At 73.1% G+C, this 18,375-nt stretch carries 9 protein-coding genes; all 9 read left to right on the top strand.

The features are described 5' to 3' along the window. The first annotated feature begins 67 nt into the window (after positions 1 to 67). The 9 genes from ACFYWG_RS00305 (at position 68) to ACFYWG_RS00265 (ending at position 18,373) form a co-directional block, all read left to right on the top strand. A complete protein-coding gene (locus ACFYWG_RS00305) occupies positions 68 to 541 on the top strand; it encodes a nuclear transport factor 2 family protein (protein ID WP_389198193.1) in 474 nt (157 codons plus the stop codon). A gap of 2 nt (positions 542 to 543) precedes the next feature. Continuing rightward, the gene (locus ACFYWG_RS00300; protein ID WP_389198191.1) at positions 544 to 1,029 is read left to right on the top strand and encodes a nuclear transport factor 2 family protein; all 486 of its coding nucleotides are present in this window, start codon (positions 544 to 546) and stop codon (positions 1,027 to 1,029) included. A gap of 200 nt (positions 1,030 to 1,229) precedes the next feature. After that, positions 1,230 to 3,701, top strand: a complete 2,472-nt coding sequence (locus ACFYWG_RS00295) for an FkbM family methyltransferase (protein WP_389198189.1) — start codon at positions 1,230 to 1,232, stop codon at positions 3,699 to 3,701. A 25-nt stretch (positions 3,702 to 3,726) separates the two neighbouring features. Continuing rightward, on the top strand, positions 3,727 to 4,578 hold the full coding sequence (locus ACFYWG_RS00290; RefSeq protein WP_389198186.1) for a 3-hydroxyacyl-CoA dehydrogenase family protein: 852 nt from the start codon (positions 3,727 to 3,729) through the stop codon (positions 4,576 to 4,578). 54 nt (positions 4,579 to 4,632) lie between these two features. Beyond that, on the top strand, positions 4,633 to 4,914 hold the full coding sequence (locus ACFYWG_RS00285) for an acyl carrier protein (RefSeq protein WP_389198183.1): 282 nt from the start codon (positions 4,633 to 4,635) through the stop codon (positions 4,912 to 4,914). Between the two features lie 23 nt (positions 4,915 to 4,937). Further along, complete coding sequence (locus ACFYWG_RS00280; protein WP_389198181.1) at positions 4,938 to 6,089, top strand: acyl-CoA dehydrogenase family protein; 1,152 nt, start codon at positions 4,938 to 4,940, stop codon at positions 6,087 to 6,089. After that, positions 6,086 to 7,132 (top strand): HAD-IIIC family phosphatase, encoded by a 1,047-nt coding sequence (locus ACFYWG_RS00275; RefSeq protein WP_389198179.1) that lies wholly within the window; start codon positions 6,086 to 6,088, stop codon positions 7,130 to 7,132. Before ACFYWG_RS00280 ends, ACFYWG_RS00275 begins: the two co-directional genes overlap by 4 nt. Positions 7,133 to 7,194: 62 nt before the next feature. Then, a complete protein-coding gene (locus ACFYWG_RS00270) occupies positions 7,195 to 17,490 on the top strand; it encodes an amino acid adenylation domain-containing protein (RefSeq protein WP_389198177.1) in 10,296 nt (3,431 codons plus the stop codon). Beyond that, the gene (locus ACFYWG_RS00265) at positions 17,483 to 18,373 is read left to right on the top strand and encodes an alpha/beta fold hydrolase (protein ID WP_389198175.1); all 891 of its coding nucleotides are present in this window, start codon (positions 17,483 to 17,485) and stop codon (positions 18,371 to 18,373) included. The genes ACFYWG_RS00270 and ACFYWG_RS00265 overlap by 8 nt, the downstream gene beginning before the upstream one ends. Positions 18,374 to 18,375: the final 2 nt, after the last annotated feature.

The following is an 18,375-nucleotide window of genomic DNA, read 5'->3' as shown; positions in this document are numbered from 1 at the left end:
AGGTTCGAAGAATGCTCGATCTGGAGCACGGACAGTGTCGGCATCCGACGGAACGGAGACCGCACCCATGACCACCGAGACGCTCATCCGCCCCGAACGTCTGCTGCCGGAGGCGGAGTTCGGCGAGCTGTATGCGCAGGTGCAGCAGTTCCACGCGCGCCAGATGCAGCTGTTCGACGCCCACGACGCCGATCGCTGGGCGGCGACGTTCACCGAGGACGCCGTCTTCGACGTGCCCACCCTGGACGCCCCGTTGCGCGGCCGGGCGGAGCTGGCCGCGAGCGTGCGGCGCAACCGGGCCCGGCAGGAGCGCAGCGGCGACCGGCTGCGGCACTGGATCGGCATGCTCGACCTCCGGCCCGGCCGCAGCGACGAGCTGCACACCCGCTGCTACGCGCAGGTGTACGTGACACCGTTCAACGGCCCGTCCAGGGTGCTGCGGGTGTGCGTGATGGAGGACCTGCTGGTGCGCGTGCGCGGCAACTGGCGCACCCGGCACCGGGTCGTCACCCGGGACGACCTGGCCTGGCACGGGGAGTGACGATGACGAGCCACGCCACCGCGACGGACACCGCCACCGCCGGGGACGCACTGCTCGCGGCCGGCCCGGCGGCCCTGACGTACGCGCGGGTCCAGCAGTTCTACGCCCACCAGACCGCCCTGCTGGACGCCTCCCGCGTGCGGGAGTTCGCGGCGACGTTCACCGAGGACGCCGTGCTCACGTCCGCGCAGTCCACGCGTCCGGCCCGGGGCCGTGCCGCCGTCGCCGCGTGGCTCAGGGCCGCGCACGAGCGGCGTCCGGGCTCGGGGCCGGTGCGTCGCCGCCACTGGCAGGACGCGCTGCGTGTGGCGGAGCTGCCCGACGGGTCCGTGCGCGCGAGCTACTGCACGCTGGTGACGGAGATCCGCCCGTGGCATCCGGTCGCCACCCTCGGCCCCAGCGCGGCCGTGGAGGACGTCCTGGTCGTCGACGGCGGCGAACTGCGCGTGCGGGAGCGCCGCATCACCCCGGACCATCTCTCCTTCTGAACCCCCGCCCCCCGCGCACCGCGCACCGGATCCCGTGCGCCCCACGCGGCCGCCGCAGGCCGCCGGTGTCCACCGCAGCTCCGGCCCCGCTCTAGGCAGCGCCCCGACAGTTGGCTGACGACGGACACCTCGAAAGGGGCACGGGGCAGCGGTTCTGGGCGCTCGGCCCTTTCCGGACGGCCGACACCTCAAGGAGAGGCATGAGCCCCAAGATCAGCACAGCTGGGACCGATGACGAGGCGGCGCTGCGGCCGTCCGGGCCGGTGTCGTGGCACCTGGCCCTGCTCACCGGCTCCGGCGGAACGACTCCCGACACCGGCCTCGCCGGCCTCAGGGCCCACTTCGCCCGGACGGCCGCCGTGGAGGACGTGCCCGTGCGCATCCGCACGGTGGGCGGCGCCGAGGGCGGACACCGGAGCGCCTTCCTCACCGGCGACGGCGTCACCACGGAGATCGGCGCGCAGCACGCCACCGGCGCCGAGCCGGTCGCCTTCCTGTTCCCCGGTCTCGGCGACCACTACGTGGACATGGGCCGTGACCTGTACCGCGACTTCCCCGTCTTCCGCGAGGCCGTCGACGCCTGCGCCGAGACACTCACCGGCGAGCTGGGCCTGGACATCCGCGAGGTCGTCTTCCCCGCCGCCGAGCAGACCGCCCCGGCCGCCCCGGCCGCGCCCGCCTTCGACCTGCGCCGCATGCTGGGCCGCGACACCGGCCCGCGCACCGAGAGCGAGCGCCGCCTGAACGCCACCCGGCTCGCGCAGCCGGCCCTGTTCGTCGTCGAGTACGCGCTGGCCCGGTTGTGGCAGTCCTGGGGCGCCCGCCCCTCACTGATGATCGGCTACAGCCTCGGCGAGTACGTCGCCGCCACCCTCGCCGGTGTGCTCAGCCTCCCGGACGCGCTGAGGCTGGTGGCCCGCAGGGCCGCGCTCATCGACGAGCTGCCCGCGGGCGCCATGCTCGCCGTGATGCTGCCCGAGCGGGAGGTCACCCCGCTGCTCGGCGAGGACCTGTCGCTGTCCGCCGTGAACGGCCCGGAGTTCTGTGTCGCGGCCGGTCCCCTCGCCGCCGTCGAGGCGCTGGAGGCCTCCCTGCGCGAGCGCGGTGCGGTGTGCCGCCGGGTGCAGACCACGCACGCCTTCCACTCCTCGATGATGGAGCCCGTCGCCGAGCAGCTGACGGAGCTCGCGCGGACCCTCACCCTCAATCCGCCGCGCATCCCCTACGTCTCCAACGTCACCGGTGAGCCGATCACCGACGAGCAGGCCACCGACCCCGCGTACTGGGCCCGCCACCTGGTCAGCCCGGTGCGGTTCGCCGCCGGGCTGCGGCACCTGTCCGCCACCCCGCTGCTGCTGGAGGCCGGCCCCGGCCAGACCCTGAGCAGCATGGCCACCGTGGTGCGCGGCAGCGACGCCGGCACCATCGTGGCGTCCATGCGCCACCCGCTGGAGCGCCAGTCCGACTCCGCCGTCGCGCTGAAGGCGCTGGGCCGGCTGTGGCTGGCGGGCGCGGACATCGACTGGGCCGGTTTCCCCGCCGACGAGCTGGACATCGTCGCCGACGGCGCCGCCACCGTCGTGCGCGAGGCCGCCGACCCCACCGCGGCGCCGAGCGCCGTGGAGCTGGAGCTGGCCGGCCTGTGGGCGAGGATCCTGAAGAACGAGCAGCTCCCGCACGACGTCAGCTTCTTCGAGGTCGGCGGCAACTCGCTGCTGGCCACCCGGCTCTCCCTGCGCATCAAGCGCGCGTTCGGGGTGGAACTGACCCTGCGCCAGATCTACGAGTGGTCCACCATCGCCCGGATGGCCGCCGCCGTGCAGGCGCTCCAGGCGGGCCAACAGCCCGATGCCCACGGCTCCTCGCACACCGGCACCTCACTGGCCCGTTTCCAGCTGCCCAACGGGCTGACGGTGTGGCACCAGAACGAGGCCGAGACCCGGCACTTCTACGAGGACATCTTCGACCACCGCACCTACGCCAAGAACGGCATCACCCTGCCCGACGGCGCCACCGTCGTCGACGTCGGCGGCAACATCGGCCTGTTCACCCTGTTCTCGCACTACGAGGCGAAGGACGTCCGGGTCTTCACCTTCGAGCCGGCCCCGCCCATGTTCGAGCTGCTCAGCCGGAACGTCGCCGAACACGGCGTGAACGCCACCCTGTTCAACATCGGCGTCTCCGACAGCGAGTCGCAGGCGACCTTCACCTTCTACCCGCGCAGCTCCGGCATGTCCTCCTTCCACCCCGACGAGGCGGAGGAGAAGCACAACCTGCGCACGATCATCGCCAACCAGCAGAAGACGGGCGCGGACGCGGAGGTGGCCGAGCTGGTCGCCGACGAGGAGCTGCTCGACGTCCGCTTCGAGGCGATCGAGTTCACCGCCACACTGCGCCCGCTCTCCGCGGTGATCCGCGAACAGGGCATCGAGCGCATCGACCTCATCAAGATCGACGTGCAGAAGAGCGAGCGGCAGGTCATCGACGGCATCGCCGACGAGGACTGGCCCAAGATCCGGCAGATGGTGCTGGAGGTGCACGACGCGGACGGCGAGGTCGCCCGCCTCGTGGAGCTGCTCGAAGGCCACGGCTTCACTGTCCGTGCCGAGCAGGACGAGATGTACGTCGGCACGGACATCCACAACATCTACGCCGTTCGCAGCCCACGCTGACGCAACGTAAACGGAGTCCCAGGACATGGAATTCACGACCGTAGGAGTCGTCGGCGCGGGCGTCATGGGCGTCGGCGTCGCGCAGAACCTCGCCCAGACCGGGCACCGGGTGGTCCTCGTCGACGTCTCCGACGACGTCCTCGACAGCGCACGCCGGGAACTGCGCACCGGTCTGCGCACCTACGCCCTGTTCAACAAGGGCGCGGGACTGGACATCGCGGAGGTCTTCGACCGCATCGAGTTCACCACGGACTACGAACTGCTCGCCAAGGCCGACTTCGTCGTCGAGAACGTCACGGAGGACTGGGCGGTCAAGAAGGAGGTGTACGAGCGGATCGACCGCATCGTGCGCCCCGAGGCGGTGTTCGCCGTGAACACCTCCGCGATCTCCATCACCCGGGTCGGCTCGGTCACCTCCCGGCCCGAGCGGGTCGTGGGCATGCACTTCATGAATCCGGTGCCGATGAAGCCGATGGTCGAGGTGATCCGCGGCTACCACACCACGCCCGAGACGATCGACACCGCCCGCCGCTTCCTCGCGGAACTGGGCAAGGAGTGCATCGTCGTCGAGGACGTGCCGGGCTTCGTGTCCAACCGGGTGCTGATGCTCACCATCAACGAGGCCGCGTTCCTCGTGCAGGACGGGGTCGCCCCGGCGGCCGACGTCGACCGCATCTTCCGGACCTGCTTCGACCACCGCATGGGTCCGCTGGAGACCGCCGACCTGATCGGCCTGGACACGATCCTGAAGTCGGTCGAGGTGCTGTACGAGAGCTTCAACGACGACAAGTACCGGCCGGCCCCGCTGCTGAAGAAGATGGTCGCCGCCGGCCTGCTCGGGCGAAAGAGCGGCGAGGGCTTCCACACGTACCGCTGACGCCCGCTCTCCTCACCCACCACCGCCACGACGACAGGACGGATGACGACGACCATGAGCACGGACAACACGGCCGGCCGGGCCGGCGGGGACAACAGGGCCAGGATCGCCGCCTACCTCTCCCGCTTCTTCCCGGTCCAGGACCTGACCGACGACGACGACATCTTCGAACTCGGCTTCGTCAGCTCGATGTTCGCGATGCAGCTGGTGTCCTTCGTGGAGCACGAGTTCGGCATCACGGTCGAGAACGAGGACCTGGAGCTGGAGCACTTCCGCTCCATCAGCGCGCTGGACGCGTTCGTCACCCGCAAGCTGTCCGTCCCCGTCCCGCAGTAGACGACAGCGGACGGCCGACGACGATGACCGGAGCGCTCACCGAGCGGCAGCAGCAGGCCCGCAAGGAGTTCGGGGCCTTCGCCGACCGCCACATCGCACCCCACGCCGACGCCTGGCACCGTGCCCAGCGCACCCCGCCGGAGGTGATCCGGCTCCTCGCCGACGAGGGACTGCTCGGCATCCATGTGCCGCGGGAGTTCGGCGGGGGCGGCTGCGACGCGGTCACCCTGGGGCTGCTCGCCGGTGAACTGGGCCGCGCCTGCTCCTCGGTGCGCAGCCTGCTCACCGTGCACTCGATGGTGGCGCACACCGTCGCCCGCTGGGGAAGCCGCGAACTGAAGCGGAGCTGGCTGCCCCGGCTGGCGAGCGGTGAGCGCATCGCGGCGCTCGCCGTGTCCGAGCCGGGCGCGGGCAGCGACGCGGCCGGTGTCCGCACCCGCATCGACCGGGACGGCGACGACTTCGTGGTGACCGGCCACAAGCAGTGGATCACCTACGGGGAGAGCGCCGACGTCTTCCTGCTGGTGGGCCGCTCCGCCGAGGGCCCCACGGCCCTGCTGGTGGAGCGGGACACCCCGGGGCTGTCCACCGAGCTCATCGAGGACATGATCGGCATCCGTGCCTCGATGACCGCCCATGTCCGCCTGGACGGCTGCCGGGTCCCCGGCGGCCATCTGCTCGCCCGACCGGGCCTCGGCGTCTCCCATGTGGTGGGCGCCGCCCTGGACCTGGGCCGCTACACCGTCGGCTGGGGCTGCGTCGGCATCCTCGACGCGGCTCTTCAAGCCGGTGTGGACTACGCGTCCCGGCGCGAGCAGTTCGGAGTCCTCATCAAGGAGCACCAGCTGGTGCGCCGGCTCATCAGCGACATGTACACGAACGCCCGGGCGGCCCGGCTGCTGTGCCTGGAGGCCGGGCGGCTGCGCGACGCGCGCGACCCGGGCGCGCTGGCCGCCACGTCCACCGCGAAGTACTTCGCGGCCGCCGCCGCCGGGCGGGCCGCCACCGACGCCGTGCAGCTCCACGGTGCCAACGGCTGCAGCTCCGACTACCCCGTCCAGCGCCTGCTCGGCGACTCCCGCGTGATGGAGATCATCGAGGGCAGCGCGCAGCTCCACCAAGTGGGCCTTGCCGAGTACGCGTTCCAGGAACGCGCACCGAGGAGTGAGCGATGACCGCCACCGTCAACCCCGTCAAGACCGTCAAGTGCGTGGTCTGGGACCTGGACAACACCGTGTGGGACGGCGTGCTGCTGGAGGACGGCGACGTCACCCTGCGGCCGGAGGTCGTCGAGGTGATCCGCACCCTCGACGAGCGCGGCATCCTGCACTCCGTCGCCAGCCGCAACGACCACGACGCGGCCATGGCGAAGCTCGAGGAGTTCGGCATCGCCGAGTACTTCCTGCACCCGCAGATCAACTGGGGCAGCAAGTCGGAGTCGGTGAAGGCCGTCGCCGAGGCGATCAACATCGGCGTCGACACCCTGGCCTTCGTCGACGACCAGCCCTTCGAGCGGGACGAGGTGGGCTTCGCACACGCCGACGTGCTGTGCGTCGACGCCGCCGACGCCGCCGGCCTCCCCGGCCTGCCGCGGATGCGGCCGCGGTTCGTCACCGCCGACTCGCGCGAGCGCCGCCACCTGTACCGGGCCGACGCCGAGCGCAAGCGGGCGGAGGTGGACCACCACGGCACCGACGAGGAGTTCCTCGCCTCCCTGGGCATGCGCTTCACCATCGCGCCCGCCCGCGAGCGCGACCTGCAGCGCGCGGAGGAACTCACCGTGCGCACCAACCAGCTCAACGCCACCGGCTACACCTACTCCTACGACGAACTGGACGCCTTCCGCCGCTCGCCCGACCACGACCTGCTGGTCGCGGGCCTGGAGGACCGGTACGGCACCTACGGGAAGATCGGCCTGTCCCTCGTGGAGCGCGGCAGCGACGTGTGGACGGTGAAGCTGCTGCTGATGTCGTGCCGTGTCATGGCGCGCGGGGTCGGCTCCGTGCTGCTCGGCCATCTCATCCGCAGCGCCCACGAGGCCGGCGTCGCCCTGCGCGCGGAGTTCGTGCCCACGAACCGCAACCGGACCATGTACGTCACCTACAAGTTCTCCGGGTTCCGCGAGGTGGGGCAGTCCGGCGGCGTGAGCGTGCTGGAGCACGACGGTGCCCGGCTGCCGGAGTTCCCGCCCTACATGGACGTGACGGTCGAGCGCTGAGCCTCCTCCCGCACCCCTGATCACGGCACCGCGACGCACTGCGGAAGAGACGGAAGGCAGAGATGAACGCTCAGGCCAACGAGGAGCGACTGCGGCGCGCCATGGCCGCGGTGCTGCAGCTTCAGCAGCGCAACGCGGAACTGGAGAACCAGCGCCACGAGCCGGTGGCCATCGTGGCGATGGCCTGCCGTCTGCCGGGGGGAGTGACCACCCCCGAGGCGTTCTGGGACCTGCTGGCCGAGGGCAGGGACGCGATCGGGCCGCTGCCCGACCGCTGGGACGCCTACGACCTGTACGACCCGGACCCCACCGCGCCCGGCAAGAGCTACGCCCGTGAGGGCGGGTTCATCGACGGCATCGACCGCTTCGACGCGGAGTTCTTCGGCATCGCACCGCGCGAGGCCCAGGCGATGGAACCGCAGCAGCGGCTCGTGCTGGAGACGGCCTGGGAGGCGCTGGAGCGGGCGGGACTGCGCGAGGACCACTTCAAGGGCAGCCGCACCGGTGTCTACATCGGTGCGATGCGCCCCGACTACGAGACCATCCGCACCGACCTGGAACTGCTCGACGGCTACCAGGGCACGGGCGTGTCCGTCAGTGTCATCTCCGGCCGGATCTCCTACGCGCTCGGCCTGCAGGGGCCCGCGGTGACCGTGGACACGGCGTGCTCCTCGTCGCTGCTGGCCCTCCATCTGGCGGCCACCGCCCTGCGCAACCGCGAGTGCGACGCCGCACTGGCCGGCGGCGTCACGGTGATGAGCTCGCCGGGCATGTTCGTGGAGTCCAGCCGGCTCGGGGCGATGTCCCCCGACGGGCGGTGCAAAAGCTTCTCGGCCGGCGCCGACGGGGGCGGCTGGTCCGAGGGCGCCGGTGTGCTGCTGCTCAAACGGCTCTCGGACGCCCGGCGCGACGGCGACCGGGTGCTCGCCGTGATCCGCGGTTCCGCCGTCAACCAGGACGGCCGCAGCCAGGGCCTGACGGCCCCCAACGGGCCGGCGCAGCAGCGGGTCATCCAGGAGGCACTGGCCGCGAGCCGGCTCACCCCCGCCGACATCGACGCCATCGAGGCCCACGGCACGGGCACCCCGCTGGGCGACCCGATCGAGGCCGGCGCCCTCGCGGAGGTCTTCGGACCGGGCCGCGCCGCGGACACCCCCGTCCACCTCGGCTCGTCCAAGTCGAACATCGGGCACACCCAGGCGGCCGCCGGCGTCGTCGGCGTGATCAAGATGGTGCTGGCACTCCAGCACGAGCGCCTGCCGCGCACGATCCACGCCGAGCAGCCCAGCACCCACATCGCCTGGGAGGGCAGCGGACTCCGGCTCCTGCAGCAGGAGCGCCCCTGGCCGCGGGGCGAACGCCCGCGCCGTGCCGGTGTGTCGGCGTTCGGCATCAGCGGCACCAACGCACACGTGGTCCTGGAGGAGGCACCCTCACCCGAGGAGGCCGCCGTGAGGGGGCAGCCCGCCGTGAGCGAGCTGCCCGACCGGCTGCCGCTGGTGCTCTCCGCGCACGACGAACGGGCGCTGGCCGCCCAGGCCGAGCAGTGGGCGGCGTGGCTGGAGGCGGCCGACGGCCTCCCGTTCGCCGACGCGGTCCGCACGGCGGCCCTGCACCGCACGCACCTCCCGGCGCGCGCCGGTGTCCCGGCCTCCAGCAGACAGGAGGCCGTGGCGGCGCTGCGGGCGCTCGCCGACGGGCTGCCGCACCCCGACACCGTGGTGGGCACGGCCCACGAGCGCACCAAGGCCGTGTTCGTCTTCCCCGGCCAGGGCAGCCAGTGGATCGGCATGGGCCGCGCCCTGATCGCCGAGTCCGAGGTGTTCCGGGAGGCGGTGCGCAGGTGCGACGCGGCCCTGAGGCCGTGGACCGGATGGTCCGTGGCGGACCTGCTGAGCGAGACGCCGGACGCCGACCTGCCGCCCTTCGACCGCATCGACGTTGTCCAGCCCGCCCTGTTCACCATGATGATCGGCCTGGCCGAGCTGTGGCGGTCCCTCGGGGTGGAGCCGTCCGCCGTGGTCGGCTTCAGCCAGGGCGAGGTACCCGCGGCCGTGGTCGCGGGCGCGCTGTCCCTGGAGGACGGCGCCCGGCTGACGGCGCTGCGCTCCCAGGGGCAGCTGCGGGAGTGCAGCGGCCGCGGTGCGATGGCCCTGGTCGAGATGGCGCCGGCCGAGGTCGAGGAGCGGATCGCGCCGTACGGCGGAGCGCTGTCCGTCGCCGTCGTCAACAGCGCCACGTCCGTGGTCGTCTCCGGTGACGTCGACGCGGTGGAGTCCTTCCTGGACGGGCTGTCCGGCACGGATGTCTTCAGCCGGCGCATCCAGTCCGACACCGCCGGCCACAGCTCGCACGTGGACCCGGTCCTGCCCTGGCTCGCCGAACAGCTGAGCGGCCTGAAGCCGGACGCGCCGGCCGTGCCCTTCTACTCCACGGTGACGGGCACCCGCGTGCAGGGCGCCGGACTCGACGCCGCCTACTGGTGCCGCAACGTCCGCGACACCGTCCGGATGGACCTGGCCCTCGGCGCACTGGTGGCCGACGGCCACGACGTGTTCGTCGAGATCAGCCCCCACCCGGTCCTCGGCATGACCCTGACCGAGGCCACCACCGGCGCCACCGGCGTCGCGGGCGCCGTCGTCGGCAGCCTGCACCGCGACCACGGCGGACTCTCCCAGCTGCTGCGCTCCCTGGCCGCCCTGCACGTCCAGGGCCACGCCGTGGACTGGCACCGGGTCCTGGACGGCGGCTCGGCCGCCGACCCGGCGCAGGCACCGACGTACCCGTTCCAGCGCAAGCGCTACTGGGCCGACGTGCCGCTGCCCGCCACGGCGCCGGCGGCGCGGCAGACGCAGGACGAGGACACCGGCGCGCGGGGTCCGGCCGGGCTGCGCGCCCGACTGGCCGCGATGCCGGACGAGGAGCGCGCGGACGCGCTCGTCGACCTCGTCCGCCGTGAGGCCGCGACCGTGCTGCGCGCGGCCGAGCCCGTGCCCGCCGACAAGAAGCTCCAGGAGCTCGGGCTCGACTCGATCATGGGCCTGCAACTGCGCAACCGCCTGTGCGAACTGTCGGGCAGCACCTTCCCCGCCAACCTCGCCTTCACCTATCCGACCGCGCGGGCCCTCGCCGGGCACCTGCTGCCGCACCTGCTCGCCGCGGCGGACGACGACCCGGCGATGCCGCCGCTCGACAGCGCTCCCGCCCGCGACGTGCACCCGGCCACCGAGGGCCAGCGGCGCCTGTGGTTCCTGGAGCAGATGAACCCAGGCTCCGCCCAGTACAAGGTGGCGATGCGGATCCGGACGGCCAGGCCGCTGGACCACACCGTGCTGACCCGTTCGCTCACCTGGATCACCGCCCGGCACGAGGCGCTGCGCACCGGCCTGGACGTGCGCGACGGCGAACTCGTCCAGGTCGTGCACACCGGCGTCCCCGTCGACGTCGCGTTCGAGGACCTGCGGGGGCGGGGCGCCGACGCCGTCGAGGCGCGCATCCGGCGCGAGGAGCTCGAACCGTTCGACCTGAGGGGCGCGTCGCTGTTCCGCTGCCGGGTGCTGGACGTCGCCGACGACGAACAGGTGGTGTGCTTCAGCGTCCACCACGCCGTGACCGACGGCTGGTCGCTGTCGCTGTTCCTGATGGAACTGTTCCACGCCTGCGAGGAGTTCGAGGCCGGGCGGGAACCCGAGCCGGGCCCTGCCCCGTTCCACCTCGGCGACTTCGCCGCATGGGAGCGGCGCAGCCTGGCCGAGGGCCGCTTCGAGGAAGCCCTCGCCCACTTCGCCGCCGAGCTCGACGGGGTGGAGCGGCTGGAGCTCCCGCCCGGGCCCGACAGCGTCGCACAGGAGGACCAGGGCGGCGACACCCTCTACTTCACCGTCCCGGCCGCCCTCAGGAGCGAGCTGGAGGCCCTCGCCGCCCGCACCTCGGTCACCCCCTACACGGTGCTGGTGAGCACCTTCGCCACGCTGCTGGCCCGCTTCACCGGCCAGGACGACTTCGCGGTGGGCACCGTCTGGTCCAACCGGCAGCTGCCGGACCTGGCGGGCACCTTCGGCTTCCTCGCCAACACCCTGCCGCTGCGCTGCGACCTGACGGGCGACCCGACCTTCGAGGAACTGCTGGCCTCGATGGCGCCCCGGGTCCGGGGCGTGTTCGAGCACCAGCACGTCCCCCTGACCGAGCTGGTGCGCAGGGTCGGCGGGCAGCGGACGGGCGAGGAGAACCCGCTGTTCCGTGCCGTCTTCAACTACGGTGGCGCGGCGATGCCCACCGTGGGCGACGGCGACGCGACGTGGAACCTGCCCGCCACCGGCAGCCTCGCGGGCAACGTCCGGGGCGCCTCCAAGTTCGAGCTCGGCGTCACCCTCATCCCCTGCGGGGAGGAACTGCGCGGCGAGTTCGAGTACCAGGCGCACGTGCTGAGCCGACCCGCGGCGCAGCGCATGCTGGAGTGCTTCCGCACCCTGCTGGAGTCGGTCGTGCGGGAGCCGCAGCGTGCGCTGAGCCGTCTGGAGCTGCTCGGTCCCGACGAGCTCGACTGGCTCGTCGCCCGCGGCGGCCTGGCCGGCCCGCACAGCCCCGGCGAACCGACGGCGCTGGAGCTGGTCTGGGACCAGGCGCGCCGGACCCCCGACGCGGTGGCTCTGGTCTCGGACGGGGCCGAGCTGACGTACCGGGAGACGGCCTGGCGGGCCGCAGCCCTGGCCGAGCGGCTGCGCGCGGCCGGTGTCGGCCCCGAGACCCCGGTGGGCGTGCACCTGCCGCGCTCCGCGGAGCTGGTGGTGTCCGCGCTCGCCATCTGGCTGGCCGGAGGCGCCTACCTGCCCATCGACCCCGGCTATCCGCAGGCCCGGGTGGCCTACGTCGTCGAGGACAGCGGCCTGGACGTGGTCATCACCCGCTCCACGACGGCCGGCGACCTGACCGGCACGGGCGCCCGGCTGGTGTTCGCCGACGAGCTGGGCGCCACCGCCGTGCCCGCCGGGGACGCGCTGCCCGAGGCGACCCCGCCGGCCCTGACGGACCTGGCCTACGTCATCTACACCTCGGGCTCCACCGGCCGGCCCAAGGGCGTCCTGATCGAGCACGGCCAGTTCGTCAACTTCTGCCACGCCGTCGACGAGCGCATCGGCGGCGGCACCGGCGACACCTGGCTCGCCGTCACCAGCCCCTCCTTCGACATCTCCACCGTCGAACTGCTGTGGACGCTGACCCGCGGCTACCGCGTGGTGATCGCCCAGGGCAGCGTCGGCGAGTGGCCCGCCTACCGCTCCTACGCTCCGACCCACCTGCAGTGCACGCCGTCGCTCGCCCGGCTGCTCCTCGCGGACTCCGCGGGCCGTGCCCTGCTGGGCGGCCTGGACCGGATGATCGTCGGCGGGGAGGCACTGGACCGGGGGCTCGCCGCCCGGCTGATGCGCACCGTCCGCGGCGGACTGACGAACATCTACGGCCCGTCGGAGACGACCGTCTGGTCCACCACCTGGCACGCCGAGGCGGGGGAGGTCTCCCTCGGCGACGCCGTCCGCAACACCAGCCTGTACATCCTCGACCGGCACGGGGCCCGGGTGCCCCGGGGCAGCCGCGGCGAGCTCCACATCGGCGGTCTCGGCGTCACGCGCGGCTATTTGAACCGCCCGGAGCTGACCGCGCAGCGCTTCGTCGTGGACCCGTTCGCCGGCACGGACGACGCGCGCATGTACGCCACCGGCGACATCGTCCGCTACCGCGAGGACGGCAGCCTGGAGTACTGCGGCCGCAGCGACGCCCAGATCAAGCTGCACGGCCACCGCATCGAGCTGGGCGAGGTGGAGGCGGTGGCCGGTGAGCACCCGGCGGTCGCCGAGTGCGCGGCGGTGGTCCGCAGGGACGAGGGCGGCGACCCGCGGCTGTGCCTGTACTGGGTGCCCGCCGAGGGCGAGCAGGAGAGCGACGACGCCCTGCTGCGGTACTTCCTGGACCGCGTCCCGTCGTACATGGTGCCCTCCCAGCTGGTGCGCATGGAGGAGCTGCCGCACACGCCCAACCGGAAGGTCGACCGCCAGGCCATCCTGGCACTGCCCGCCCCGGCGCCCGCCCCGGCCCCCGCGGCCGTCGTGGCCGCGGCGGCCGGCGACGAGTCGCTGGAGGACCTGATCTGCCGCGCCTGGGCGCAGGTGCTCAACCTGACCCGGGTGGACCTCGACCGGGGTTTCTTCGAACTCGGCGCCGGCTCGATGACGGCGCTCGAGGCGCACCGCACGATCTGCGAGGGACTGGGGCGGGAGTTCCCCCTCTCGGCGCTCTTCCGCTATCCGACCGTCCGGCAGCTGGCGGGCTTCCTGCGCGGCGTCTCACCCGCCCCGCAGACGCGCCGCACCGCGGCGGTCCGCCGGCCGGCCGCCGACGACGCGGTCGCCATCGTCGGGTTCGCCTGCCGGCTGCCCGGCGCCGCGGACGCCGACGCCTTCTGGGACAACCTCAAGGACGGCGTCGAGTCGATCCGGCGGTTCAGCCCGCAGGAGCTGCGGGAGGCGGGGGTCGCGGAGGACGTCCTCCAGGATCCGGCGTACGTGCCGGCCAAGGGATTCGTCGAGGGCGCCGACCTGTTCGACGCGGAGTTCTTCGACTGCTCGCCCGCAGAGGCCGACACCATGGACCCGCAGCACCGCCTGTTCCTCGAGTGCGCCTGGCAGGCGCTGGAGCACGCGGGGCAGGTGCCCGGGCGGTTCGACGGCGCCATCGGCGTGTTCGCGGGCGCCGGGCAGAGCGGCTACCTCCACAGCGAGGACGCCGCCGACCTGTCCGAGTTCTACCGCACGATGGTCGGCACGAAGAACGACTTCCTGGCGACCAGGGTCGCCCACAAGCTGAACCTGCGCGGGCCCGCGCTCACCGTCCAGACGGCCTGCTCGACCAGCCTGGTCGCCACGCATCTGGCCCGCGAGAGCCTGCTGCGCGGCGAGTCGGACATCGCCCTGGCGGGAGGTGCCTCCCTCAGCTACCCGTTGCAGCAGGGCTACTTCCACCAGGAGGGCCTGGTGTTCTCGCCCGACGGCACGTGCCGGGCGTTCGACGCCGACGGGGCGGGCACCGTGCTGGGCAACGGCGCCGGCGTCGTCGTCCTGCGCCGTCTGTCCGACGCCCTGGCGGCGGGCGACACCGTCTACGCGGTGATCCGCGGCAGCGCCATCAACAACGACGGCTCCGACAAGGTCGGTTTCACCGCCCCCAGCGTCGAGGGCCAGGCGCGCGTCATCGCCGCCGCCCACGCCGACGCCGACGTCACGGCCGACACCATCGGCTACATCGAGGCCCACGGCACCGGGACCAGGCTCGGCGATCCGATCGAGGTGCAGGCCCTCCAGCAGGTCCTCGCCACCGCCGCACGGTCCGGGCCCTGCGCGCTGGGCTCGGTGAAGACGAACATCGGCCACACGGACAGCGCCGCGGGCGTCGCGGGCCTGATCAAGGCCGCCCTCCTGCTGCACCACCGGCAGCTCGTGCCGAGCCTGAACTTCGACAAGCCGAACCCCGAGATGGAGCTCGACCCCGAACTGCTCTACGTCAACACGGAACTGAAGCACTGGGAACCGGGAGCCGTCCCGCGCCGCGCGGGCGTCAGCGCCTTCGGTCTCGGTGGCACCAACGCGCACGTGGTGCTGGAGGAGGCCCCCCTGGCGCGGGACGGCGGCGAGCCCGCGGCCGGCGAGGCGCCCGCGGTGCCCGTGGTGGTCTCGGGCCGCGACGAGGCGGCGCTGCGGGAGCAGGCGGGCCGCTGGGCGTCGTGGCTGGCCGGCCGGCCGGACGTGCGGCCGGCGCAGGTGGCGGTCACCGCGGCACGCCACCGTACGCACTTCGCCGCGCGGGCGAGCGTGACCGCCGACGACCGGGCCGGTCTGGTGCAGGCACTACAAGCGCTGGCCGACGGCCGGACCCACGACGCGGTGGTCACCGGGACCGCCGAGCGGCGCACGAAGGTCGCGTTCGTCTACCCCGGGGGCGGCTCCCAGTGGGCCGGCATGGGCCGCGAACTGCTGTCCACCAGCGCCGTCTTCCGAGAGGCGGTCGAGGCGTGCGACACCGCCCTCAGGCCGTTCACCGGCTGGTCGGTACAGGAGGTGCTGGCCGGCCGGGGCGGCGAACTGCCGCCTCTGGACCGGGCGGACGTGTCCCAGCCCGCGGTGTTCGCCATGGCCATCGGCCTGACCGCCGTGTGGCGCTCGCTGGGTGTGGAACCCGCCGCCGTCGTCGGCCACTCGCAGGGCGAGATCGCGGCCGCGGTGATCAGCGGAGCCCTCACACTGGAGCAGGGCGCCGAGATCGTGGCCACCCGCTCCCGGACCGTGCTGGAGTGCGCCGGCGAGGGCGGCATGGCGCTGATCGGGCGCCCGGTGGCCGAGGTGGAGGAGCTCCTCGCCCCCTACGGGCAGACGCTGTCGGTCGGAGCGGTCAACACCGCGCGCTCCACGGTCGTGTCGGGGCAGACGGAGGCGATCGACCGGATCGTCGCCGAGCTCGGGGCGCGGAACGTGTACGCCCGCAAGATCAAGGTGGACTACGCCGGCCACAGCGCGCAGGTGGATCCCGTGCTGCCCGTGCTGGCCGAGCGGCTCGCGGACCTGACCCCGCGCCCGGCCGGCACCGCCCTCTACTCGACGGTGACCGGGGAGGTCGTGACCGGCCCCGAGCTGGACGGCGCCTACTGGTGCCGGAACCTGCGGGAGCCGGTCCGCTTCGACCGGGCGCTGAACCGGCTGCTGGACGACGGTCACACCGTCTTCGTGGAGATCTCCCCGCATCCGCTGCTGTCCCTGCCGCTCGCCGACGGATGCGCCGAGCGCGGTGGCGTCGTCGCCGGATCGCTGGCCCGCGAGCGCGGCGGCATGAGCCAGGTGCTGCGCGGACTGGGCGAGCTGCACACGCAGGGCCACGAGCTGGACTGGGACCGGGTCCTCGGTGCCCTCGGGCTCCTCGGCACACCGCAGGGCGCCCCTTCCCCGGTGCCGCTGCCCACGTACGCCTTCCAGCGCCACCGGCACTGGCGGCAGGCGCCGCGGGCGCGGACCGCGCAGGCCCGTGCGGGCCAGGCGCTGTGGGACGCGGTGAACACCGGTGGGGCCGCCGAGGTCGCGCAACTGCTGGACGCACCCGAGCACCTCCAGGACAGCGTCGCGCAGATCGTCCCGCTGCTCGAGCAGTGGCTGCGCAAGCAGGGGCAGGGGCAGGGGCAGGGGCCGACGGCCGGGCGCACACCCGCTCCGGATTCCGGCGGGCCGCACGGCCTGACGGACCGGCTGGCCGCGCTGAGCGACCACGAACGGCTGCCCGCCGTCCTCGACCTGGTCGTGGGCGAGGCGGCGGACATCCTGGGCGTGCCGGGCGGTTCCCTCGCCGCCGGCCGGCCGCTGTTCCAGCTCGGCATGGACTCCCTGACGGCACTGGGCCTGCGCGGCCGGATCGCCCAGCTGACCGGAGTCACCGTGCCCGTGCAGACCGTCCTCGGCGACGAGGGCTGCCTGGGCGTGGCCGGTCACCTCCTGCGGGAACTGGACGGCGCCACGGCGGGAACAGCCGCCGGCGGCGCGCCCCGCTGGCTGCGGACCCTGAAGCCGTCGGCCGAGCCCCGGGCCCGGATCGTCTGCATCGCCGGCGGCGGCGGCACCACCGCCGGACACGTGCCGCTCATCCGGCACCTTCCCGACGACGTGGAACTGCTGGCCGTGCAGATGCCGGGCCGGGAGGGCCGCGCGGACGAGGCCCCCGCGACGGTGATGCGCGACGTCGTCGCCGGGACGGCCGCGGAACTGGTGGACCGCCCGCAGGTGGCCACCGTGGTCTACGGACACAGCCAGGGCTCCTGGATGGCCTGGGAACTGACCCGGTTCCTCTCCGCCCTGCCGGACGCCCCGCCGCTGACCTTCGTGCCGGCGTGCGCGCTGCCGCCGTTCGTCGAGGTGCCGCCGGCGATGCGCCGCATGGAGGAGCTGGCCGCCTCGCTCGACCAGGCGTCCGTGGCGGACCTGGCGGACGCCTTCCGGGGCATCCTGCCGGACGAGGTGCTGAAGAGCCCCGAGCTGCTCGCCTCGTACCGCACCGCCCTGGTCCACGACGCGGTTCTGTCGACCAACCACCGGGACGGCCTCGTCGGCGACGACCGTCCCCCGCTCGACGTCCCCGTGGTCGCCGTCGCGGCGAAGGACGACCCGGTCCTTCCCGACGGGACCATGCGGGGCTGGCACCACCTGACACGCGGCGAGTTCGTGCTCCGCGTCATCGACGGAAGTCACGCAGCACCGATCGAGAACTCCGAAGCGATGGCCGCAGAGCTCCTGGCGGCGATCCGAAAGGACAGGGGAGAAGAGAATGCCTGAGGTCATCCGCCAGGACGGCGCACGGATCCACTACGAGGTGCACGGGGACGGCTTCCCCGTGCTGCTGCTGGCCCCCGGCCATGTGAGCAGCGGAACCGACACCTGGAACGACAACTTCTACGACCCGGTGCGTGAACTGTCGCAGCACTTCACGGTGATCGCGATGGACCAGCGGCACGCCGGCCGCAGTGCCGCCCCGGCCGTTCCGTTCTCCTACGAGCAGACCGCGGGCGACCAGCTGGCCGTGCTCGACGCCGTCGGAGCCGAGCAGGCCCACGTCGTGGCCGCCGAGTTCGGCTGTGTGCACGCCTGGCGGCTGACGCACGACGCGCCGGAGCGGGTGCGGTCGATCGTGGCGCAGGAGCCGGCAGGCCGGGACGCGGACACCTCGCTGGGCGACTTCTTCGGGCTCTTCGACGCGACGATGCGGCTGGTGCGGGCCGCAGGGTTCGACGACCCGGAGACCGAGGGCCTCGGCGCGGTCTTCGAGGCCGCGGCCCGCGACGGCGTCTTCGCCCGCAACCTCGAGGCCGGCCCGTTCGCGGCGCGGCTGCACGACGACGTGGAATTCCGCAAGGAGATGCTCACCTTCCGGCGCGAGAAGTACATCACCCTGCTGGTGCGCTTCCGGGACGCGATGTTCCCCCACGACCGGGCCCACTTCTCCGTGCCGGACCAGTGGATCGGCACCCTCCCCGCCCCGCTGCTGGTGCTCGCCGGTGACCGCCCGCGCCGGCCGCGCGCTCTGGCCGAGCGGCTCGCAGCCCAGGCGCCGCGGGCCACCGTGCTCGCTCCGGGCTTCGACACGCCCGACCGGCGCGACGAGACGGTGGCATCGATCGTCGAGTTCCTGCTCCAGAACACCCCGAGCCGAAAGAGGTAATG

It is taken from the genome of Streptomyces sp. NPDC003456 (genome assembly GCF_042878735.1).
GTDB lineage: Bacteria > Actinomycetota > Actinomycetes > Streptomycetales > Streptomycetaceae > Streptomyces.
The sequence above is the reverse complement of the archived record's forward strand: the minus strand, read 5'-3'. Positions and strand labels throughout refer to the sequence as shown.